At 61.9% G+C, this 22882-nt stretch carries 19 protein-coding genes; 8 read left to right on the forward strand and 11 right to left on the reverse strand.

Translation table 11 applies throughout. The features are described 5' to 3' along the window. Window positions 1–5 precede the first annotated feature (5 nt). The 7 genes from BMW49_RS10775 to mreB form a co-directional block, all read right to left on the reverse strand. A complete protein-coding gene (locus tag BMW49_RS10775) occupies window positions 6–3839 on the reverse strand; it encodes a YhdP family protein (protein WP_069517961.1) in 3834 nt (1277 codons plus the stop codon). Between the two features lie 31 nt (window positions 3840–3870). Then, entirely contained in the window at window positions 3871–5328 is a 1458-nt protein-coding gene (rng, locus tag BMW49_RS10780; protein WP_069517963.1) for a ribonuclease G, read from the reverse strand. A gap of 86 nt (window positions 5329–5414) precedes the next feature. Beyond that, window positions 5415–6005, reverse strand: coding sequence for a Maf family protein (locus BMW49_RS10785; protein WP_069517965.1), 591 nt, complete (start codon window positions 6003–6005; stop codon window positions 5415–5417). Between the two features lie 96 nt (window positions 6006–6101). Continuing rightward, window positions 6102–7250, reverse strand: coding sequence for a PEGA domain-containing protein (locus BMW49_RS10790; RefSeq protein ID WP_069517967.1), 1149 nt, complete (start codon window positions 7248–7250; stop codon window positions 6102–6104). A 184-nt stretch (window positions 7251–7434) separates the two neighbouring features. Next, window positions 7435–7923, reverse strand: coding sequence for a rod shape-determining protein MreD (gene mreD, locus BMW49_RS10795; RefSeq protein WP_069517969.1), 489 nt, complete (start codon window positions 7921–7923; stop codon window positions 7435–7437). Then, window positions 7920–8876: a rod shape-determining protein MreC gene (gene mreC / locus BMW49_RS10800; RefSeq protein ID WP_083251698.1), complete on the reverse strand. Its 957-nt coding sequence runs from the start codon at window positions 8874–8876 to the stop codon at window positions 7920–7922. The genes mreD and mreC overlap by 4 nt, the downstream gene beginning before the upstream one ends. 87 nt (window positions 8877–8963) lie before the next feature. Next, the gene (gene mreB, locus BMW49_RS10805) at window positions 8964–10001 is read right to left on the reverse strand and encodes a rod shape-determining protein MreB (protein WP_069517973.1); all 1038 of its coding nucleotides are present in this window, start codon (window positions 9999–10001) and stop codon (window positions 8964–8966) included. A 253-nt stretch (window positions 10002–10254) separates the two neighbouring features. Here mreB and gatC point away from each other — a divergent pair, with 253 nt between their 5' ends. The 5 genes from gatC (at window position 10255) to BMW49_RS10830 (ending at window position 15043) form a co-directional block, all read left to right on the forward strand. Next, window positions 10255–10542, forward strand: a complete 288-nt coding sequence (gene gatC, locus BMW49_RS10810) for an Asp-tRNA(Asn)/Glu-tRNA(Gln) amidotransferase subunit GatC (RefSeq protein ID WP_069517975.1) — start codon at window positions 10255–10257, stop codon at window positions 10540–10542. A gap of 15 nt (window positions 10543–10557) precedes the next feature. After that, complete coding sequence (gatA, locus tag BMW49_RS10815; protein ID WP_069517977.1) at window positions 10558–12009, forward strand: Asp-tRNA(Asn)/Glu-tRNA(Gln) amidotransferase subunit GatA; 1452 nt, start codon at window positions 10558–10560, stop codon at window positions 12007–12009. A gap of 12 nt (window positions 12010–12021) precedes the next feature. Continuing rightward, window positions 12022–13470: an Asp-tRNA(Asn)/Glu-tRNA(Gln) amidotransferase subunit GatB gene (gatB, locus tag BMW49_RS10820; RefSeq protein WP_069517979.1), complete on the forward strand. Its 1449-nt coding sequence runs from the start codon at window positions 12022–12024 to the stop codon at window positions 13468–13470. Window positions 13471–13543: 73 nt separating this feature from the next. After that, a complete protein-coding gene (locus BMW49_RS10825; protein WP_069517981.1) occupies window positions 13544–13915 on the forward strand; it encodes a septal ring lytic transglycosylase RlpA family protein in 372 nt (123 codons plus the stop codon). 33 nt (window positions 13916–13948) lie between these two features. Next, window positions 13949–15043: a calcium/sodium antiporter gene (locus BMW49_RS10830; RefSeq protein WP_069517983.1), complete on the forward strand. Its 1095-nt coding sequence runs from the start codon at window positions 13949–13951 to the stop codon at window positions 15041–15043. On the opposite strand, the gene BMW49_RS10835 is transcribed toward BMW49_RS10830, so the two are convergent. From BMW49_RS10835 to BMW49_RS10845, 3 genes are all read right to left on the reverse strand, one after another. Further along, a complete protein-coding gene (locus BMW49_RS10835; protein ID WP_069517985.1) occupies window positions 15040–15981 on the reverse strand; it encodes an AEC family transporter in 942 nt (313 codons plus the stop codon). The genes BMW49_RS10830 and BMW49_RS10835 overlap by 4 nt on opposite strands. Before the next feature lie 141 nt (window positions 15982–16122). Next, complete coding sequence (locus BMW49_RS10840; protein ID WP_069517987.1) at window positions 16123–16689, reverse strand: response regulator transcription factor; 567 nt, start codon at window positions 16687–16689, stop codon at window positions 16123–16125. Between the two features lie 2 nt (window positions 16690–16691). Then, window positions 16692–17945 carry an ATP-binding protein gene (locus tag BMW49_RS10845; protein WP_069517989.1) on the reverse strand — a complete coding sequence of 418 codons (1254 nt, stop codon included), beginning with the start codon at window positions 17943–17945 and terminating at the stop codon, window positions 16692–16694. A gap of 300 nt (window positions 17946–18245) precedes the next feature. Between BMW49_RS10845 and BMW49_RS10850 the strand changes: the two genes are divergently transcribed. Both BMW49_RS10850 and BMW49_RS10855 read left to right on the forward strand, forming a co-directional pair. Further along, on the forward strand, window positions 18246–18953 hold the full coding sequence (locus tag BMW49_RS10850; RefSeq protein ID WP_069517991.1) for an SIMPL domain-containing protein: 708 nt from the start codon (window positions 18246–18248) through the stop codon (window positions 18951–18953). A 207-nt stretch (window positions 18954–19160) separates the two neighbouring features. Then, window positions 19161–20759 carry an ABC transporter substrate-binding protein gene (locus BMW49_RS10855; protein WP_069517993.1) on the forward strand — a complete coding sequence of 533 codons (1599 nt, stop codon included), beginning with the start codon at window positions 19161–19163 and terminating at the stop codon, window positions 20757–20759. A 63-nt stretch (window positions 20760–20822) separates the two neighbouring features. Here the strand turns inward: BMW49_RS10855 and BMW49_RS10860 are convergent, their stop codons facing one another. Then, window positions 20823–22052 (reverse strand): M24 family metallopeptidase, encoded by a 1230-nt coding sequence (locus tag BMW49_RS10860; RefSeq protein ID WP_069517995.1) that lies wholly within the window; start codon window positions 22050–22052, stop codon window positions 20823–20825. A gap of 185 nt (window positions 22053–22237) precedes the next feature. Here BMW49_RS10860 and BMW49_RS10865 point away from each other — a divergent pair, with 185 nt between their 5' ends. After that, complete coding sequence (locus BMW49_RS10865) at window positions 22238–22804, forward strand: cupin domain-containing protein (protein ID WP_069517997.1); 567 nt, start codon at window positions 22238–22240, stop codon at window positions 22802–22804. The last annotated feature ends 78 nt before the right edge of the window (window positions 22805–22882 follow it).

Genomic DNA, 22882 nt, shown 5'->3' on the forward strand with positions numbered 1-22882 from the left:
CAGGCTCACTGGGGCTTCTCGAAAGGTTTGTCAAAGGTGATGTCCGGCTCCTGCAGCGGCCCCCGGACGTTGTACTGCACACTGGCGAAGCGCGCGACCCGATCGCCGAGCAGCTTGTCGACCACGAACAGTGCGCCGCCAATCGCCGGCGCGCCAACGATCAGCGCAGCCAGCGGCAGGTTATTGGTGACGGGCAGGGTGACCAAGGCTTTGGCATCAATACGCTGATCGACCATGTCGAGGGTGCCATTGAGTTCCAGGTTACTCGACGGGCCCGTCAGGGTGATCGGCGTGCGCGTCTGGAAGACCCCGGCATTGGCATCCAGCAAGCCCTTGATACGGTCGTAACTGAGGCCTTTGCCAAACAGGTCGGAGAAGTCCAGGCGCAGACGCCGGCCAATCGAGTTGAAGTTGAGCAAACCAAACACCCGCAGCGCCTGGGCCGAGCCCTGCACCTCGACCAACTGGCCTTTGCGCAAGGCGGCGTCCATGCTGCCGGAGAACCGCTTCAGGCTGACCCAGGCCGGCGAGCCCGGCCAATTGCCATCGACATCCAGGCGGAAGCTTTCACTGGTCACGGTGGGCGCGAAGCCCCAGGCCACCAATACATCCTCCAGGGCCTTGCCCTGCAAACGGCCTTTGTACCAACTGCGGGTCACGCCAGGTGTGCCACGCCAGCCCGCCTCGCCGCCCAACTGCAAGCCTTTGAGGCCGATATCCAGATCGCGGAAGATCACTCCGTCGGCCTGGGGCCGGGCCTTCAGCGACCAGGCGCCGAGAAGCTGCTCACCCTGCATGACCTGGGCGATGCGCAGGTCCAGGGCAGGCACACTGCGCGGGTCGAATTCGGCCAGCGGGTCGGGGGTATCGACGGCTTCGGCATCCGCGCCGCGCACTTCGGCAGCAGGCAGCCGCAGGTAATCGAGGTTGGCAACGATAGGCACGCCATCGGCCTCCGGCAGCTCGATTCGGCCCTTGGCCAAGGCACTCTCGACACCGAGCGACCAGCCTGCCGGTCGCGGCTGCAGATCGACGGCCAGGCCGTCGATCTGAGTACCAAAGCCGATGAAGCGGCCAATGTTCAGTTGCACGGCCTTGAGCAGTTGCTGGGCGTCGCCCCGGTCGACCGAGCGGTAAGGTTCCAGCGCCGTTTGCCAGGTCGACAGGTCCAGCTCGCTCAGACGCCCGCGCACCCACAGCCCGGCCGCGCGCGGCAGAATCGCCGGGCCGTCGCCCAGGCGCAGCTCACCCCGCCCCTCACGAATCCGCCCGGCAGGTGCGGCGAACGCCAGGCTGGCCAGGTTGGCGTAATCGAACCAGTACCCCTGTTCGGCACCAGCAAAGGTCATCCGCCACTCGGCATCACGGCTTTCACCAGCAGCCTTGCCGAACGGGGCCGGCAAGTCGACAGCCAAGCCCTTGAGCGATGACTGCACCCGCAGCTCTTTATTGTTCTGCCCCAGGGTGAGGCGCAGCTGGTAAGGCAGTTGACCGCTCAGCGGCAACGCCTGGCGCACGCCGAGCCACTCGGTCAACGTTGCCAGCGGCAACCGCCCATTGGCGTCCAGGCGGCTAACGGCCTGGCCGTTTCGGCCCTCTGCCACGGCCTTACCCTGTACCTGGGTGCCCAGCAGCTGGGCGCGAATGGCCGGTGCACTGAGACCGCGCGCGGTGTCGTAGCGAAATGCGCCGTGGATATCACTCAACGCCAGCACTGGCTGTGGCAGGTTAAGGCTGGCGCCTTCGGCGGCAAAGTCGACCACCACCGTCGGCGCCAGCCCTTTACGCAGCGGCAGGTCGAGGTCCAGCGCGCCTTGTAGCGCCCCGCTGCCCTGCCAGTCAGCGAAGGTCTGTGCCGTGCCCAAAGGCGCTTGCTGGAGAATCTGCAGGGCGTCCTCGACACTGCTCTGCAACTCGGCGGTCAGGCGTAGATGCGGTGCCTGGCCCGGCGTCACGCTGGGAATGTCCGCGCGGACATCGCTCACGCGACTCTCGAGAATCTGCCCCTCGGGAACCCGCACGCGCACCCCGGAATCTTCGACAAACACCTGTCCGCGCGCTTCGCGCAATACCGGCCAGCCTGGCTGGAATGCCAGTTCGGCGCCTTCAACATCGAAATACAGGCTCAGGCTGCGCGACGCGGCATCCGCGCCCTTGTTCAGCGAGCCCTGGTACTGGAAAAAACCCTGATTGATGCGCCCGCCGCGTATCGCGGTTTGCAGCCACTCGGCCAGGGCTGGGCTGAGCCCGGGCGAGCGCGTCGGCAGGTACTTGGCCGTGTGGGCCGCGTCACCCTCGTGCAGGCCGACGCGCAGGTCCATGTAATCTTCGGCGGCCGGGTCGCGGCGCAGGCGAATCAGGAAATCCCCGGCGATCTCGCCCTCCTCGCCACTCACACGCAGGTAAGGGCTGCGCAGGGTGAAAGCCTCGTCGTCGAGCTGCCAGAGCAACCGGGCATGGGCTTCGGGGTAGCGCCAAGGCTCGGGGAACAGGGTGGTCAGGTGCAGCATGAAGTTGCGCGCATCCAGGCGCAGCTCTCCGCCGGCCAGGTCACCCTGCACGCTGCCACTAATATTTTCCGTTGCGGGCGATGCCTGGTAAGCGGCGAAACCAACCCCCTCCAGGTTTGCGGCAAACTGTAGGCGCTGAGCGTCTTCGCGAGCCGGGCGATAATCCAGCGACAGCCGGGCCACCCGGCCATGGGGATTGAGCGACGCCAACAGCGTGCGGGCTGTCTCCGGCAGCGGTGCCAGAGCCTCGACCAGCGGCACCAACGGTGCGATATCCAACCGATCGACGCCCAAGCTCCAGCGTTCTTCATGAGCGGCGTTATCGCGCTGCTGCACCAGGCCCACGCGCACGTCGCCCCAGCGGGTTTCGCCCTGGCTGAAGGCCAGGTCGTCGACGATAGCTTCAAAGCCCTGGTCGCTACGCTGGAAATGCGCGTTGAACGACAAGTCCTGCAGCGCCACGCCATCACGCTCGGCGTAATGGCCGGCCACCTGCGCGGCATTCAAGCGGGCGCTGACGCGCTGCACCTGGGACTCGGCCCAGGACAACCACAGATCGCCGCCGGCCTGTAGCCGCTCGAGGCGCCAGTCGCGCGTCAGGCTGGCCGGCAGCCACTGCGCCCAATCGCTTTGCGGCAAGCTGACATAGAGTTCGGCTTCTGCCTCGCGCCACCTCTGCGGCTGTAGCCGCGTACGCAGTTGCAGGGCCAGGGGCTGCCCGTCCGGCAGGCGCAGACGACCGTCCAGGCGCTGACTGCGCATGCCGTTGCGCAGGCTCAGGTTGATATAGGTGAGGGTCTGCGCGGGAGCGCCAAAAGGCTCCACGGTAAGCTGGCTGTCGAGCACCGAGACCCGCCCAAGGGCCTGGGCGGCCTCCAGCACGCGCGCGATATCCGGCGGCGCTGCATCATCGCGCTGTGGTAGGCCCTTGAGCTGCCAGGCGCCGGCTTCGTCCTGCAGCAGCGCGAGGCGCACGCCCTCAAGTTCGAGGTTGGCGATACGCGGCTGGCGCGCCAGCACGCTACCCAGCACATCGGGCACCAGGCGCACCTGGTCCAGATGAACCGCCTGTTCGCCCTCGCCCAGCTCGACATCATGGGCGATCAGCAGCGGCGCGAAACCCTGCCAACGCCCCTCCAGACTGCCGATGCGCAGCGGCTGGCCGAGCGCATCACGGGCGCGGGTCTCGACCTCCTGCTGGTACTCGGCGACCAGGGGCACCAACTGCCGGCCCAGGCTCACGTAGAGCGCAGCACAAACCAGCAGCAGGGCACACAACCCCAGCCCCCAACGCAGCGCTGCCGCCAGCACGCGTGCTAGTGCGCTCATACAGTCAGGCCTTGCAGGCGCTCAGGTTCGATCAAAGCAGCACCACGTCGTACTGTTCCTGGGAGTACATGGTTTCCACCTGGAACTTGATGGTGCGGCCGATAAAGGCTTCCAGATCAGCGACGTTCCCCGACTCCTCATCGAGCAGGCGGTCGACCACCTTCTGGTTGGCCAGCACGCGATACCCCAGCGGCTGGTAAGCCCGAGCCTCGCGCAGAATCTCACGGAAGATTTCGTAGCAGGTGGTCTCCGGAGTTTTCAGCTTGCCGCGCCCCTGACAGGCACTGCAAGGCTCGCAAAGCACTTGCTCGAGGCTCTCGCGGGTACGTTTGCGGGTCATCTGCACCAGGCCCAGCTCGGTGATACCGATGATGTTGGTCTTGGCATGGTCGCGTTCGAGCTGTTTCTCCAGGGTACGCAGCACCTGGCGCTGATGCTCCTCATCTTCCATGTCGATGAAGTCGATGATGATGATGCCGCCGAGATTACGTAGGCGCAGCTGACGGGCAATCGCAGTGGCCGCTTCCAGGTTGGTCTTGAAGATGGTTTCTTCGAGCGTGCGATGGCCGACGAAAGCGCCCGTGTTGACGTCGATGGTGCTCATCGCCTCGGCCGGATCGATCACCAGGTAACCACCGGACTTGAGCGGCACCTTGCGCTCCAGAGCTTTCTGGATCTCATCCTCGACGCCATACAGATCGAAGATCGGCCGCTCACCGGGGTAATGCTCGAGGCGGTCGGCGATTTCCGGCATCAGCTCATCAACGAACTGGGTGATCTTGCCGAAGGTTTCCCGTGAGTCGACGCGGATCTTCTCGGTGCGCAGGCTGACCAGGTCGCGCAGGGTACGCAGGGCCAGGCTGAGGTCTTCGTAGATCACCGACGGCGTGGCGGCGGTCTGCCGCTGACCGGCCAGTTGGTCCCACAAGCGCCGCAGGTAGCGAATATCGATAAGGATTTCTTCGGCCCCGGCGCCCTCGGCGGCAGTGCGCAGGATAAAGCCGCCGGCCTCTTCGATGCCTTCGGCGGCCACGCAATCGGCCACCACCTGCTTGAGCCGTTCACGCTCGGCTTCGTCTTCGATTTTCAGGGAGATGCCAACATGCGCAGTACGCGGCATATACACCAGGTAGCGCGAAGGGATCGACAGGTGGGTGGTCAGGCGCGCGCCCTTGCTGCCAATCGGGTCCTTGGTGACCTGTACCACCAGGCTCTGCCCCTCGTGGACCAGTGCACTGATGCTCTCCACCGCACTGCCCTCGCGGCTGGAAATTTCCGAGGCATGGATAAAAGCAGCCCGCTCCAGGCCGATATCGACAAACGCTGCCTGCATGCCAGGCAGCACGCGCACTACGCGGCCCTTGTAGATATTGCCGACGATGCCGCGGCGCTGGGTGCGTTCGACATGTACTTCTTGCAGCACGCCGTTTTCGACGACCGCCACGCGTGATTCCATCGGCGTGATGTTGATCAGTATTTCTTCACTCATTGTTCTTCTCGGCGGCGGCTTGATATGCAGCACCTGCTGATGGTCGTAGTCGATTCTAACCGGCATGCGCACCGAAGCCACAGGCTCTAGCTTGAACCTTTGCTCCAACGCGGGAGGCCGAACGCATCAAGCAGCTGCGTGGCTTCGCACAAGGGCAGGCCGACCACTGCGGAATAGCTGCCATGCAACTGACTGACAAATGCAGCACCCCAGCCCTGGATGGCGTAACCACCAGCCTTGTCCACTGGCTCGCCGCTGGCCCAATAGCGCTCTGCCTCGGCGTCTTCGATGGGACGAAAGGTTACCTCGCTAATAACCACACGCACTTCGCAAATCGATCGGCTAGCCAGCGCCACTGCCGTCATAACGCGGTGTGTGCGTCCTGACAAAGCAGCCAGCATCGCCAAGGCATCCTTGCGATCGACAGGTTTACCGAGAATGCGCTGATCGAGCACCACACTGGTATCGGCGCCCAGCACGTAGCCGTCACGGTTGCCTAAACCGGCTAGGCCGGCAAGCGCCTTGTCCCGAGCAACGCGCTCGACATATGCCTCTGGAGATTCGGCCGGCGAGGGTGTTTCATCGACCGCGACGTTTATCAGGGAGAACGGAACGCCGATCTGCGCGAGCAATTCGCGGCGGCGGGGTGATGCCGAGGCAAGAAACAGAATGCCCATGGCGGATCCTCAACGGTAAATAAGCGACAGCGTCGCATATCCGAGCACATTGAGGAAAGCTAAGGTCCCAGGCGCAAGGCTCAAACGGCGGGCGGATCAGAACTTGAAGTTGAGTACCTGATCAGCCTTGAGCGACAGCGTCCGCTGCTGGGTAGTACCGCCGACGGTCACCTGAATCTCGTAAATGCCGCCATCGAGCACCAACGAAACCGGCGTTGCACCGTAATCCTGGTCGTTGATGCGCACCTGATCACCGTACTTGTTGCTACGCACGATCAAGGAATGCATCTTGCTGTCGCATTGCTCGTAGGACACATCAAGGATTGCGCACGGCATCATTTTCTTCGCCGTGACGGTCGCTTCGATATTCATTTGAGCGTTAACGGTACCATCCAGGCTCATACTCGCCTGAACGAAGTCCGTGCGAGTACGGTAGCGATACCAGGCGGTATCGAGCGTAACGTCCGCAACCTGGTCGCGAATATCGGCGGCTAACGCACGCTGATAGTTGTCCAAAACCCATTGCGACATTTGCCCGTCATTGCGGTGCTCGGCCAGACAAGCAGAAAGGCTCTTGCTGGCCGAACAGCGGAAAGACACCGACTGCTCAAAACGAATGGTCTTATCTAGCTTGCGGGCAATAGCCTGAATCTTTCGGCTGTTGCGTTCGCGCATCTCGGCGGCCAGCTGGGATTTTAGACGTTCCACATCACGGGTTGCGACCGAGAACTTTAGGTGTTTGCTGCCCAGATCCTTTTCCAGCGCACTGACCCGCTCAGCGATGGTAGCCGCAGACTCGGCACTGCCTTTGTGCTCGTCAAGCAAGTCATCAAGTCGCTTGCGATCAGTGCTTTGACCGAGAAAACCGTCAACTTCCGAGCGAATCAGTTTCTTGGTGTTCTGCAGCTGCAGCTCGATGGCCGACAGCTCGCTTTTCGCCGTCCGCAGATCACCTTCGAGCTGCTGCTTCTCAAATACAATGCTGTCGAGCTCAGCAATCTTGCTTGCCAGCTGCTCCGCTCGACGCGAATCGACGGCGTCCTCGACACCTGACAGGGTCTCAACCGATAGCCGAGGAGAGCCTGCAGACTGCGGGGCCTGTTCGGCGCTACCAGCCTGAGAATAGCCAGTGCCCGCAACCAACGCCCAAGCCAGACAAGCACTGGTACCGGCGGCAGCCATTGCCGTACGGATGAGGGTAAAAGCCCACTGTGGCCTGGAACATTTCATAACGCCAGCTTCCATACCCTTTCGCCCATGCTGTTGTTCTTTGCATTCTTATAATACAGGGTGCAGTTAATAGCTATAAGCCATCAACTGTTCTCATAATTCCAGAAATAACCCACAGCAGCAAGCCGCAAACCTTGGCAGGCGCACAAGCACCTACAAAACGAATATTGGGGCACTCAGGCTCAAACCGCCATCGCGCTCAATACACGGCAAAGCGTTGCCGAAGCGCTTGCAGCATGAAAAACAGCCATGGCCAGAGCAGTCCACTGATTGGCACCGGCACCAGAAACAGAAGCGTGGGCGGGCGATTGCCAGTCAGCGCATTGAGCCACAGGTGCAGCAGTTGCGCGAGGCCGAACACGACCATAAGCACCATACTCTGCTGCCACATCGGAAACATGCGAAGGCGCTGGTGCAGACTCAGGACCAGAAAAGTAATTAGCGTGAGTATCAGCGCGTTCAGCCCCAGCAAAGAGCCGTTTAGCACATCGGCCAGTAAACCGATGCACCAAGCAGTGGTCATGCCCACCCGGTGCGGCACCGCCAACACCCAATAGGTAAGAAACAGCGCCAACCAGAGCGGTCGACCGATCTCCATGAACTTGGGCAAGGTGGCGACGCTGAGCAACAAGGCCAGGCACAGGCTGGCCCAGATAACCCAGGTATTACGCGAGCGAGCAGCGATCATGGGCGCTCCTCTGGGACAGGTACTGCCGATTCGGCGGGTGGCTCAACGACAGGCGTAGCCGGTTGTTCGCGCGCTTGCCGATCCGCTGCTTCCTGAGCTTCGGCCGAATCGACGGCGCGCTGCTCCGGCGTGCGCGGATCGGTAAATACCAGCAGCATGTAGCGGCTGCGATTGAGATTGGCAGTCGGCATCGCACGCACAATGGCGAAGGGCTGACCGGAATCATGAATAACTTCCGTCACAGTGGCGACCGGGTAGCCAGCCGGGAAACGCTGGCCAAGGCCGGAACTGACCAGCAAATCACCTTTCTTGATGTCAGCCGTATCGGCGACATGGCGCAGCTCAAGGCGCTCGGGGTTGCCGGTGCCGGTGGCAATGGCGCGCAGGCCATTGCGGTTGACCTGTACCGGAATGCTATGGGTGGTGTCGGTCAACAGCAACACCCGCGCGGAGTAAGGCATGACTTCGACCACCTGTCCCATCAACCCGCGAGCATCAAGCACCGGCTGACCCAACATCACCCCATCGCGACTGCCCTTGTCGATGAGGATACGGTGGGTAAAGGGGTTAGGGTCGATACCGATCAGCTCGGTCGCCAGCACTTCGTCATCGACCAGCGCGGCGGAATTGAGCAGCTCGCGCAGACGCACGTTCTGCTCAGTCAGAGCCGCCAGACGCTGCAGTCGGCGCTGCATCATCAACTGCTCGGTCTTGAGCCGCTCGTTCTCGGCAACCAGTTCGGTACGCGAGCTGAGCTCCTGGGTCGCACTATCCCACAGGGTCACGGGCAGACGTCCTAGCCAGTACACAGGCTCAACGATCAGCCCCAGTTGGCTGCGTGCCGATTGCAGCACGCCCAGGCGCGCATCGACCACCATCAGCACGGCCGACAGCACGGCGAACACCAACAGGCGCACGCCAAGCGAAGGACCTTTGGCAAATAGCGGTTTGATGAGCGGCTCCTTAGGACGTCAGCCAGCAAACAAAAGGCTGCAAGCGGATGGGAACCCGGCTTGCAGCCCGAGAGGGAAAGCGTTGCGTTATTCCGAAGACAGCAGGTCCATGCTGTGACGGTCCATCATCTCCAGGGCCTTGCCGCCACCACGGGCAACACAGGTCAGCGGGTCTTCGGCAATAATAACTGGCAGGCCTGTTTCCTGAGCCAGCAGCTTGTCCAGGTCGCGCAGCAACGCGCCACCACCGGTCAGCACCAGGCCACGCTCGGCGATGTCAGACGCCAGTTCCGGCGGCGACTGCTCCAGCGCGCTCTTCACTGCCTGAACGATGGTCGCCAGGGATTCCTGCAGCGCCTCGAGCACTTCGTTGGAGTTGAGGGTGAAGCTACGCGGTACGCCTTCGGCCAGGTTGCGGCCACGCACGTCGACTTCACGCAGCTCGCCACCGGCGTAGGCGGTGCCGATTTCCTGCTTGATCCGCTCAGCGGTGGATTCACCGATCAGCGAACCGTAGTTACGGCGCACGTAAGTGATGATCGCTTCGTCGAAACGGTCGCCGCCAACACGTACGGATTCTGCGTAAACCACACCGTTCAGGGAAATCAGCGCGATTTCAGTGGTACCGCCACCGATATCGACAACCATCGAACCGCGGGCTTCTTCGACCGGCAGGCCGGCACCAATGGCAGCGGCCATCGGCTCTTCGATCAGGAACACTTCACGGGCACCGGCACCGAGGGCCGACTCACGAATAGCCCGGCGCTCGACCTGGGTGGACTTGCAGGGCACGCAGATCAACACACGCGGCGACGGCTGCAGGAAGCTGTTTTCGTGCACTTTGTTGATGAAGTACTGGAGCATTTTTTCGCAGACGCTGAAGTCGGCGATCACGCCGTCCTTCATCGGGCGAATCGCAGCGATGTTGCCGGGGGTACGGCCGAGCATGCGCTTGGCCTCGGTGCCGACTGCTACAACGCTCTTCTGGTTGCCGTGGGTACGAATGGCGACGACCGACGGTTCGTTCAGGACGATACCGCGCTCGCGCACGTAAATGAGGGTATTGGCAGTGCCCAGGTCGATCGACAGATCACTGGAAAACATGCCACGCAGTTTTTTGAACATGGGATATGGGACCCTAGGCAACGCGTGGGTAAAGGCAAGCGCGGAAACACGCAGGTAAAAAGTGCGGCAAACTCTAACAACGGCAGGGATTTTGAGCAAGGCGCCAATATGGTAGATTGCCGGCTTTTACGGGCTTCTGAGCCCATCATCGCGGCCTTTGACCGCACGCTCACGGCATCCGTTCCCTGCCCTCATGTGGCGCGACGAACTGTCGCTTGTCCTACGGCTGCCGCCGTTTCCCTGGAGAACCGCAATGGCGCTTGAACGCACCGAGGTGGAAAAGATCGCCCATCTGGCCCGACTTGGCCTCAATGAAGGCGAAATTCCAAGCACGACCGAGACGCTCAACAGCATCCTCGGTCTGATCGACCAGATGCAAGCGGTCGACACCACCGGCATCGAACCTCTGGCCCACCCACTGGAAGCGACCCAGCGCCTGCGCGCCGATCAGGTCACTGAAAATAATCAGCGCGATGCCTATCAGGCTATCGCTCCGGCTGTGGAAAACGGTCTGTACCTGGTTCCGAAAGTCATCGAGTAAGGAAAGCTTCCTGCCATGCATCATATGACCCTGGCCGAGATCGCCCGCGGACTCGCCGACAAGCAATTCTCCGCCGAAGAACTGACTCGCAGCCTGCTGGCCCGTATCCAGCAGCTCGACCCGCAGCTCAACAGCTTTATCACCGTCACCGCCGACCAGGCCATGAGCCAGGCCAAAGCGGCCGACGCACGCCGTGCGAGCGGTGAGAGCGGCGCCCTGCTCGGCGCGCCGATTGGCCACAAGGACCTGTTCTGCACCCAGGGCGTGCTGACCTCCTGCGGTTCGAAGATCCTGACCGGTTTCAAGGCCCCGTATAACGCCACTGTGGTCGAAAAACTTGCCGCTGCCGGCGCCGTGACCCTGGGCAAGCTGAACATGGACGAATTCGCCATGGGCTCAGCCAACGAATCCAGCCACTACGGCCCGGTGAAAAACCCCTGGGACCTGACCCGCGTACCGGGCGGCTCGTCGGGCGGCTCCGCTGCAGCCGTGGCGGCGCGCCTGCTGCCAGCAGCCACTGGCACCGACACTGGCGGCTCGATTCGCCAACCCGCAGCGCTGACCAACCTCACCGGGATCAAGCCGACCTACGGCCGCGTCTCGCGCTGGGGCATGATCGCCTACGCCTCCAGCCTCGATCAGGGCGGCCCACTGGCACGTACCGCAGAAGACTGCGCGCTGATGCTGCACGCCATGGCCGGCTTCGACGCCAAGGACTCGACCTGCGTCGATCAGCCGGTCGACGATTACCTCGCCGCCCTGAGCCAGCCGCTGGCCGGCCTGCGCATCGGCCTGCCGAAGGAGTACTTCGGCGCGGGCCTGGACGCACGCATTGGCGAGAAGGTCATGGCTGTGGTCGAAGCGCTGAAAAAACTCGGCGCGAGCGTAAAAGAGATCAGCCTGCCGAACATGCAGCACGCGATCCCCGCCTACTACGTGATTGCCCCCGCCGAAGCCAGCAGTAACCTGTCGCGCTTCGACGGCGTGCGCTTTGGCTACCGCTGCGAGAACCCGGTCAACCTCGAAGACCTGTACAAGCGCTCCCGTGGCGAAGGCTTTGGCGCGGAAGTCAAACGCCGGATCATGGTCGGCACCTATGCGCTGTCCGCCGGTTACTACGACGCCTACTACATCAAGGCGCAACAGATCCGCCGGCTGATCAAGAACGACTTCGTCGCCGCCTTTAACGATGTCGACGTAATCCTCGGCCCGACCACGCCGAACCTGGCTTGGAAACTCGGCGAGAAGAACAGCGATCCAGTCGCCGCTTACCTGGAAGACATCTACACCATCACCGCCAACCTGGCCGGCATTCCCGGCCTGTCGATGCCCGCGGGCTTCGTCGACGGTTTACCGGTCGGCGTGCAGTTGCTCGGCAACTACTTCCAGGAAGGTCGCCTGCTCAATGTCGCCCACCAGTACCAACAGGTCACTGACTGGCACACCCACGCACCGAGCGGATTCTGAGGACGACTGAACATGCAATGGGAAACCGTAATCGGGCTGGAAATTCACGCCCAGCTCAGCACCCAATCGAAGATTTTCTCCGCCAGCGCCATCGCCTTTGGCGCCGAGCCCAACACCCAGGCCAGCCTGGTTGACCTGGGCATGCCCGGCACCCTGCCGGTGCTCAACGCCGAAGCGGTGCGTATGGCCTGCAAATTCGGCCTGGCCATCGACGCAGAGATAGCGCCGCAGAACATCTTTGCCCGTAAGAACTACTTCTACCCGGACCTGCCCAAGGGCTACCAGACCAGCCAGATGGACCACCCCATCGTTGGCAAGGGCTTTCTCGATATCACCCTGGAAGACGGTACGCAAAAACGCATCGGCATCACCCGCGCACACCTGGAAGAAGACGCTGGCAAGAGCCTGCACGAAGACTTCCAGGGCATGAGCGGCATCGACCTCAACCGCGCCGGCACGCCGCTGCTGGAGATCGTTTCCGAGCCGGATATCCGTTCGGCCAAGGAAGCCGTGGCCTACGTCAAGGCGATCCACGCTCTGGTGCGCTATCTGGGCATCTGCGACGGCAATATGGCCGAAGGCTCGCTGCGCTGCGACTGCAACGTCTCGGTACGGCCCAAGGGCCAGGCCGAGTTCGGCACCCGCGCCGAGATCAAGAACGTTAACTCGTTCCGCTTTATCGAAAAAGCCATCAACCATGAAGTGCAACGGCAGATCGAGCTGATTGAGGACGGCGGCAAGGTGGTACAGGAAACTCGCCTGTACGACCCGAACAAGGACCAGACGCGCTCCATGCGCAGCAAGGAAGAAGCCAACGACTACCGTTACTTCCCCTGCCCCGACTTGCTGCCGGTGGTGATCGAACAAAGCTTCCTCGATGAAATCCGCGCCAGCCTGCCGGAGTTGCCGGTGCAGAAGCGCGAGCGCTTCCAGGCAGAGTTCGGCCTGTCCGCCTATGACGCCGATGTACTGGCCGCCAGCCGCGAAATGGCCAACTATTTCGAGGCGGTCAACGCTGTCTGTGGCGATGCCAAATTGGCCGCCAACTGGGTGATGGGCGAGCTGTCCAGCCTGCTCAACAAGGACAACCTGGACATCGAGCAATCACCGGTTTCTGCCGAGCAACTTGGCGGGATGATCCTGCGTATCAAGGACAACACCATCAGCGGCAAGATCGCCAAGATGGTCTTCGAGGCCCTGGCCGCTGGCGAAGGCAGCACGGCCGATGAAGTGATCGAGAAGAAAGGCCTCAAGCAGGTCACCGACTCCGGCGCTATCGAAAAGATGCTCGACGAAGTGCTGGCGGCCAACGCCGAGCAGGTCGAACAATACCGCGCGGCCGATGAAGCCAAACGCGGCAAGATGTTCGGCTTCTTCGTCGGCCAGGCCATGAAAGCCTCGAAAGGCAAAGCCAACCCGGGGCAAGTGAACGAACTGCTGAAGAACAAGCTCGAAGGCTGAGGCCGAAACTCTGTGAACGACGCCGGGCACGCCCGGCGTTGCTTTGTGAGCAGCATGGCCAAGGGGAGCCAACATGCGTCCGTTAGCGACTTTACTGATAGCCCTAGCCATGCTGGGCGGCTGCGCCAGCCAAGGCTCGATTGACGCCAACGGCTACCGTAACGAAGGCCAAGCGTCTTACTACGGCGCTCGGCACCACGGCAACAAGACCGCCAGCGGTGAGCGCTTCGACCAGAACGCCCTGACCGCTGCCCATCGCACCTTGCCGTTCGGTACGCGAGTAAGGGTGACCAATCTGCGCAACGAGCGCAGCGTGGTGGTACGCATCAATGACCGGGGGCCTTACGCCCGCGGGCGCATCATTGACCTGTCGCGCAAGGCCGCCGAGCAACTGGACATGATCCGCGCAGGCGTGGTGCCCGTGCGGGTCGAACAACTGCAATAAGCCCGCGCCTACAACCACGAGGATTGACTGTTTATGACTGTAATGACCGCCGTCTACCTGATCGCCGGGCTGGTGCTGCTGGTCGTAGGGGCCGACGTGCTGGTACGCGGTGCCGCCAAACTGGCAGCACGCTTCGGTATTGCGCCGCTGGTGATCGGTCTGACTGTGGTGGCATTCGGCACCAGCGCACCGGAAACGGCTGTTAGCGTACAGGCCTCGTTTGCCGGCAGCGGTGATCTGGCGATTGGTAATGTGCTGGGCAGCAATATCGCCAACGTGCTGCTGGTGCTGGGCTGTACGGCGCTGATCGCGCCGCTGGTGGTATCACGCCAGCTGATTCGTCTCGACGTACCGCTGATGATCGGCGCCAGTCTGCTGGTCTACGCCCTGGCCTGGGACGGCCAGCTCAGCCGCCTTGATGGTGCGCTACTGGTTGCCTGCGTGGTCATTTACACCACGTTCCTGATCATCAGCAGCCGCCGTGCGGCAGTCAGCGAGGATGACGAGTTCGCCCGCGAATTCGGCCTCAAGGAACCCAGCACGCGCTTCGCCTGGGTCCGCGATCTGCTGCTGATCGTGCTGGGTCTGGGTCTGCTGGTGGGTGGCTCGACGCTGCTGGTCGAAGGTGCTGTCAGCCTGGCCCGTGCCCTCGGCCTGTCGGAGCTGATCATTGGCCTGACCGTGATCGCCATCGGCACCTCCCTGCCAGAACTGGCGACATCGGTGCTGGCGGCCTTTCGTGGTGAGCGCGACATCGCCGTGGGCAATATCGTCGGCAGCAATATCTTCAACCTGCTGCTGGTACTGGGCAGTGCATCGCTGGTTTCGCCGGCGGCCATTTCCGTTTCACCCAACGCCCTGGCATTCGACTTCCCGGTGATGATCGCCGTCGCGGTGGCCTGCCTACCGATCTTCTTCTCCGGTTTTCGTATCAACCGCTGGGAGGGCCTGCTGTTTCTGGCCTATTACGCCGCTTACATCGGCTACCTGGCGCTGTTTGCCACTGGCCGCCCACAGGTGAACGCCTTCGCTGATGCCATGCTCGGTTACGTGCTACCGCTCACCGCCATCACCCTGCTGGTGGTGGCCGCACGGGCCTGGAAGCGCCATGGTTTTTCCGACAGCTAAATCCAGCCGCCCCACTGCAGCAGCAACAGCCCGAGGTTGGTGGTCAGCACCGCCATCAGCGTGGTGATCACGATGATCGCCGCGGCCAGCTCATGGTTGCCGTTGACCGCTCGGGCCATGACGAAACTGGCCGCCGCAGTCGGGCTGGCGAAGTAGAGGAAGAGGATCGCCAGATCCGCCTCGCGAAAGCCGTACAGCCAGGCGCCCAGGGTGGCCAGCAGCGGCAGCCAGAGCATCTTCATCAAACTGGAGCTGAGTGCCACGCCGCTGCTGGCACGCAACGATGCCAGGCTGAGGGTGCCACCGATGCAGATCAGCGCCAGCGGCAGGGTCATCTGCGCGAAATACTCGCCGGAAATCAGCGCCCAGCCGGGTAGCGGTATCTGCCAGTAAGCGAAAGGAATAGCCAACAGCACGCCAATAATCAGCGGGTTGCTCAGCACGCTCTTGCAGAGTGTCCAGGGGTCGGAGCGGGTCTCAGGGCTGTAGATCGCCAGGACGATTGAAGACAGGGTGTTGTAGCAGAGAATTACCACCCCACCGAGCACCGCGCCCACCGACAGGCCGTAATCCCCGTACATGCTGGTGGCCAGGGCCAGGCCAATGATGCCGTTGTTGCCGCGAAACGCGCCCTGGGTGTAGATGCCGCGGTCAGCCTGAGGAATCCGCCAGATCGCCCAAGCCCAGGCGAGCAGAAAACACACCAGGGTGGCGCCGATGAAATACAGCAACAGCGCCGGCCGCAGCGCCATGCTCAGGTCGGCTTTGATGATGCCGAGAAACAGCAGCGTGGGCATGGTGCCGCGAAACACCAGGGACGAGGCCGTATTGATAAAGGCGGTATCAATCCAGCCCAGACGCTTGAGCGCAACCCCAAGAAACAGCATGGAGAACACCGGTGCGGTGATGGCGAGGGTCTGCTGGAAGACGGCAAACATGGGAGGCACCGGGAGTTATCTGACAACACATGCTAGCTGGCTAAGCATTAGCCTGCTAGCGAAGGCCGTGACTTCTGCAACGCTTTCAAAAGCTATCGCGAATAAATTCGCGCCTACACCCTTGCGCCTACAACCCCGTGATCAACGCCGTACCGGGCGTTTCTGCAATTTGCGCTGCAGGGTGCGCCGGTGCATGCCCAGGGCGCGCGCTGTGGCGGAGATATTGCCTTCGTGCTCGCTGAGCACGCGTTGGATATGCTCCCACTGCAGGCGGTCCACCGACATGGGGTTTTCCGGCACCAGGGTGTCGAGGTCGGCATGCTGGGTCAGCAGAGCGGCCAGCACGTCGTCAGCATCTGCCGGCTTGCACAGGTAGTTGCAGGCGCCACGCTTGATCGCCTCCACAGCGGTGGCGATGCTCGAATAGCCGGTGAGGATAACCACGCGCATCTCGGCATCCAGCTCGAGCAGCTTGGGCAGCAGCACCAGGCCCGAGTCGCCCTCCATCTTCAGGTCGAGCACGGCGTATTCCGGCAGGTCGGCCTCGGCCATGGCCAAGCCTTCCTCGGCAGAGCCGGCAATGGATACGCGTAAACCACGTCGACTCATGGCACGCGCCATGACCCGGGTAAACGTAGGATCGTCGTCGACCAGCAGCAGGTGCGGCTGCTCTTCGCCGTCGAATAGGGATTCGGTCTCGTCAGTCATGATCAGGTCCTGCTGTAGGCACGCGGCAATTTCAGTTCGGTGAGCGTACCGCCTTCCTCGTGGTTGTACAGTTTTACCGTACCCCCGGCGCGGGTCACGCTGGCCTGGCTGAGAAAAAGCCCCAGGCCGAAGCCCTTGCCCTTGGTGGTGAAGAAAGGTCGGCCCAGCTGCTCGGCAATCGCCAGCGGCACCCCGGCGCCGAAGTCGCGAATACTCAGGCGCAGCCACTGGTGATCCCAGTCCAGGCGGATGTCGAGCTTGTCCGGGCAAGCATCGGCGGCATTATTCAATAGATTGAGCAGCGCCTGGGTAAGGTCGGCGGGCGGCATCATGCGCGGTGGCGCACCACGCCCCAGGCACTGGTAGCGGTAGCTGGCCTCGGGGCGCATCAGGTGCCAGCGGTTGAGGGTGGTCTCCAGCCATTCGACCGAGGATTGCTCGACCACCGCCTGGCGGCGGTCGGCTTCGGCGGCGCGCACCAGTTGCTGCAGGGTTTCCTTGCACAGCTTGACCTGCTCCTGCAGCACCGCCAGATCTTCTTGCAACAAGGGATCCTGGTGCTCGCGACGCAGCTCCTTGATCAGCACGCTCATGGTTGCCAACGGCGTACCCAGCTCATGGGCCGCGCCCGCCGCCTGGGTCGCCACGGCGAGCAACTGCTGGTCACGCAGGCCCTCCTCGCGGCGCTCGGCGCGCAACTCATCCTGGTCGCGCAGCTCCTCGGCCATTTTCGCCACAAAAAAAGTGATCAACGCCGCCGCCAGGGCAAAGCTCAGCCACATGCCGTAAATCAGCAGGCTTTCGCGCGGCCCAGGTGGCAACTCCAGCGGGTGCGACCACACCAGCAACAGCGTATAGCCGGCCAGCGCCAGACCCGACAGGGTGATGGTGAACAGCCACGGCAGGGTCGCCGCGGCGATGGTCAGCGGCACCAGGTAGTAGGACACGAAAGGATTGGCCGAGCCACCGGCGTAATACAGCAACACGCTGTGGATGATCAGGTCGAAGCCCAGTTGCACTGCGTATTCCTGCTCGGTCACCGGCCAAGGGCCGCGCAGGCGCAAGGCGGTGCCCAGGCACAGCACCAGCGACACGGCCAGGGTCAGGCTGAGCTCGGTCCAGGGCAGCGGCAGCAAGCCGGACTTGTAGGCCAGACCGACCGAGCCGGCCTGGGCCGCGAGCACCAGGATACGGATCAGGGTCAGGCGCCAGAGGTTCTGGCGACTGGCCGATAGCAGTTGGACGGGTGCGAGCATCAACAATCCTCTACGCTCTATCTGAGCCTGGCGAGTATAACCAAGCGTACCGATGCGCTACTGCGGCAACACGCCGCAGCGATTACAAGCTGACGCTAGGGTCTGCTTTCGTTTCGTCGCGAACCGCCTTGCTGCGAACGAAACGGCAACAGGCCCTCAGAGAAGGATCGCCTCTGAAAATCGGCGGTCAGATAGTGGCAGATATTTTTTCAACACGGATTAACCCGAATCGGTCATCCGCCTCGTCTACCCTTGTGAACGCGGCCAATGGGCCGCATACGTCACGGATAAGGAATCACCATGCAGCCACTGTCCCGCCTTGCCACCGCCCTGGCCTTGAGCACTGCCGGTCTGTTCAGCATCGCCGCTCAGGCCGATGAGCCGCGCTACAACCAGATATCCATGAGCACTCAGGTCAGCCATGAAGTGGCCCATGATCTGATGCAGGTCACCCTGTACACCGAAGCCCAGCAAAAGGATCCGGCCACTCTCGCCGCGGAGATCACCCGTACCCTCAATGCCGGGCTGACCCAGGCCCGCGGTGTGAAAGGCGTGAGTGTGTCCCAAGGCAGCCGCAACAGCTATCCGGTGTACAGCGAGAAAGGTGAGGAAATCATCGCCTGGCGTGAGCGTGCCGAGATCCGCCTGGAAAGCGCCGATTTCGCAGCCCTCTCAAAGCTTACTGGCGACATGTTGAAAACCCTGAAGATGGGCGGCATGAGCTTCAGCATCGCCGACGCCACACGCAAGAAAGAAGAGGACACGCTGATCAAGGACGCCGTCGCAGCCTTCAAGGAGCGCGCGCAACTGACCACCGATGCGCTGGGTGGCAAGAGCTACAAGCTGGTCAGCCTCGGTCTCAACAGCGGCGGTTTCGTCCGCCCGCCAATGCGTATGGAAGCCATGAAGGGCGCTTCGTTTTCCAGCGATAGCGTGACCCCGGAAGTCGAGGCGGGTACCAGCCAGGTAACACTGACCGCTGATGGTGTTATCGAAGTACAGATGTAATTGAGGTAATCCCCGCGCTGAGCACACTTAGCCATGAGGTTGCGAACACTGTCGCAACCTCATGGCAACACCCCGCCTGGTTTTCGGCACACCCCGTGCATAGCTTCCAACAAGGTCTAGGGTTAAGGCCCGGCTCGTCACGATCTGACACGCCACGCTTTCCTGCAGCAGACCCCTCACGGAAAACACAATAAACATGAGGTAGCCATGCACAAGAACGCCTTTATCCAGGCTTTTGTTGCCGCCGGCTTGATCGCCAGCGCCCCCTTCGCCCAGGCCGCCAGTACGCTGGTGTACTGCTCCGAAGGCAGTCCAGCGGGCTTCGACCCCGGGCTCTATACCACCGGCACCGATTTCGATGCAGGCGCAGAAACCGTTTTCAATCGCCTGTCGCAGTTCGAGCGCGGTGGCACTGCCGTCACGCCTGGTTTGGCGGAAAAGTGGGACATCAGCGATGACGGTCTCACCTACACCTTCCACCTGCGCCAAGGCGTGAAATTCCACACGACGGACTACTTCAAACCCAGTCGCGAATTCAACGCCGATGACGTGCTGTTCACCTTCAACCGTATGCTCAACAAGGACGACCCGTTCCGTAAGGCCTACCCGACGGAGTTTCCGTACTTCACCGACATGGGTATGGACAACAATATCGCCAAGATCGAGAAGCTCGACGATCACAGGGTGCGCTTTACCCTCAACACCGTTGATGCGGCTTTTATCCAGAACATGGCGATGAGCTTCGCATCGATCCACTCGGCCGAGTATGCAGACCAGTTGCTCAAGGCTGGCAAAGCATCGGACATCAACCAGAAGCCCATCGGCACCGGCCCGTTCGTGTTCAGCCGTTACCAGAAGGACGCGCAGATTCGCTACAAGGGCAACAAGGAATACTGGCTCCCCGAGGACGTGAAGATCGACAACCTGATCTTCGCCATCAACACCGACCCGTCCGTTCGCATGCAGAAGCTGCGCGCCGGCGAATGCCATGTCAGCGTGTTCCCGCGCCCAGCCGACCTGGAAACACTGAAGAAAGATCCAAAACTGCAGATGCCCGAACAGGCTGGCTTCAACGTCGGCTACCTGGCTTACAACACCGAGCACAAGCCGTTCGATAAGCTTGAAGTGCGCCAGGCCATGGACATGGCGGTGAACAAGCAGGCGATCATCAACGCCGTGTACCAGGGCGCCGGCCAGGTGGCGGTCAATGGCATGCCACCGACTCAGTGGTCCTATGACGACACCATCAAGGACACCCCCTACAACCCGGAAAAGGCCAAGGAACTGCTCAAGGCCGCTGGCGTGCCAGAAGGCACCGAAATCACCCTGTGGGCCATGCCCGTGCAGCGCCCGTACAACCCCAACGCCAAGCTGATGGCCGAGATGCTCCAGGCCGACTGGGCCAAGATCGGCATCAAGGCACGCATCGTCAGCTACGAATGGGGCGAGTACAACAAGCGCGCCAAGGCCGGCGAGCATGACGCGCTGCTGATCGGCTGGACCGGTGACAACGGTGACCCCGATAACTGGCTGGGCGTGCTCTACGGCTGCGACTCTATCGGCGGCAACAACTACAGCCGCCTGTGCAACAGGGAGTTCGACGGGCTGCTGAAAAAGGCCAAGGCGATCAATGATCGGGAGGAGCGCACGGCGCTGTACAAACAGGCCCAGCATCTGCTCAAGGCCGACGTGCAGAACACGCCAATTGCCCACTCAACGGTGTATCAGCCAATGAGTACGCGGGTTAAGGACTTCAAGATCAGCCCCTTCGGAATCAACTCCTTTTATGGTGTAAGCATCGAGTAACGCAGTCGCGTAAATGAAAACGCCCGGCCGATTGGCCGGGCGTTTCTGTTTCTAGCAAGCTGGTTACGCGCCAAGCCCAAAGGGATCGTCCACCGAATGGCTCGGCTGGGTAAACCAGCGCGGGCCGTTGGCGGTCATGTAGAAATGATCTTCCAGGCGAATGCCGAACTCGCCCGGCACGCAGATCATCGGTTCATTGCTGAAGCACATGCCCTCTGCCAGCGGGGTGTTATCGCCGTCGACCAGATAAGGCCCCTCGTGAATGTCCAGGCCGATGCCGTGGCCGGTACGGTGCGGCAAACCTGGCAAGCTGTAGCCAGGTCCAAGCCCGCCCTCCTCCAGGCTACGCCGCGCCGCAGCGTCCACCGCCGCACAGGGTGCTCCCAGAGTGGCCGCCTCGAACGCCGCCTGCTGAGCGGCTTTCTCTTTGTCCCAGAACGCGCGCTGGCGCGCGCTGGGCGTGCCGAAAACGTAGCTGCGGGTGATGTCCGACAGGTAGCTGTGAAGCTTGCAGCCGGTGTCGATCAGCACCATGTCGCCGTCCTTGAGCCGCTGCGCATGCTTGACCCCATGGGGGAAGGCACTGGCCGCACCAAACAGCACGATGCAAAAGATCGAGCCTGGCGCACCGACACGACGATGAGCCTCGCGGATGAACTCGGCGACTTCGGTGGTGCTGATGCCTTCATGGAGGATGCTCGCAGCCGCCTTGTGTACTTCCAGGGTCATGTCCTTGGCACGCTGCATCAGGGCGATTTCGGCGGGCGATTTACACTGGCGGCAGGCCGTGGTGATGCGTCCGGCGTCGACGAAACGGTAACCGCTGGTCAGTTGGCGGATGCCCTCGAACATGAAAAAAGGCAAGGAAGAACAAATACCTAGCTGCGGCTGCGCACCATCATTGGGCAAAACTTCCAGGCGCTTCAGGCAGTTCAGAAGCAGCGCATAAGGGCTTTCATGCTCCTGCCAGGTATTGATCGCGCCGGGCACGACCTGGAAGTCGTGTATCGTGCCCTCCTCGAACGCCGGCGCCAGATACTCCAGTGCGCCGCTGGCCGGCAGAATTGCGCCGACCATGCGCTCGCTGGCATTCCACTGCACGCCCGTGAAGTACTGCAAGTTGCTGCCTGCAGCAAGAAACAGCGCGGCGATGCCCTGCTCACGCATCAACACCTGAGCCCGTGCGATACGCGCCTGGTACTCCGCCTCGCTGATCGGCAGCGCACCGGCCGTCATGTCCTGCAGGCGCGCCAAGGCCTGCTCCGGCGTGCTGCCGCCCACTCCCAGTGTCATTTGCCCATCCTCGTCTGACGCCCACAACGCACATCGTCGCTGGCAATTCGCTGCGGCAAAATTTAAGTCCAACTTAAATTTTGGTCAAAGTTTTTTTCAGCTGGACTTAAAAGGCTACTCGCACCGGGCTGAAGTCCCTGTCGCTCATGGCTATACTGCGACGATCCGAATAGCGAACCACTTCCATGACCGCAGATCGCATTGGCGAACGCTTGCGCCGCTACCGGCGGGCCGCCGGCAAGACCCTCAATCAAGTAGCGGCCGACGCAGGCCTGACCGCCAGCTTCCTGTCCCAGGCAGAGCGCAACCTGACTGGCGTATCGCTGTCGTCGCTGGCGAGCATCGCCAAGTCGCTCGACATACCGCTCAACATGCTGTTCGACCAACCCGCCCAGGTGCAGCCGGATTCCCACGTCAACGAGCGGGTGCGCTACACCGTAGGCAGCCAATTGCTGGCCTACGAGCGCCTGTCCAGTACCTTTCCCGGCAACTCGATCAATGCGGTGAAGATGAATATCCCAGTGGGGTATCAGTCGGAACTGATCGCTCATGAGGGCGTGGAATTCTCCTACGTGCTCAGCGGGCAGATCGTCTACACCATCGAGGGTCGCGAGTATCCCCTAGGCCCCGGCGACTCAGTGCATTTCGATGCCGGCAAGCTGCATCGCCTGGCCAATATCGCCGATGCGCCGGCCGAAGTGCTGACCATGACCACCATGGCGCTATTCGGCGACCACCCTGCCAACGAGTGAATTTTTGCTCCAATTCGGGGCAATTATGCGCAATGTTAGTGCTGCTTAATTTTTGTTGACCGCAATTTCAGCATGACT

The organism is Pseudomonas cuatrocienegasensis, assembly GCF_900110925.1.
Taxonomy (GTDB): domain Bacteria; phylum Pseudomonadota; class Gammaproteobacteria; order Pseudomonadales; family Pseudomonadaceae; genus Aquipseudomonas; species Aquipseudomonas cuatrocienegasensis.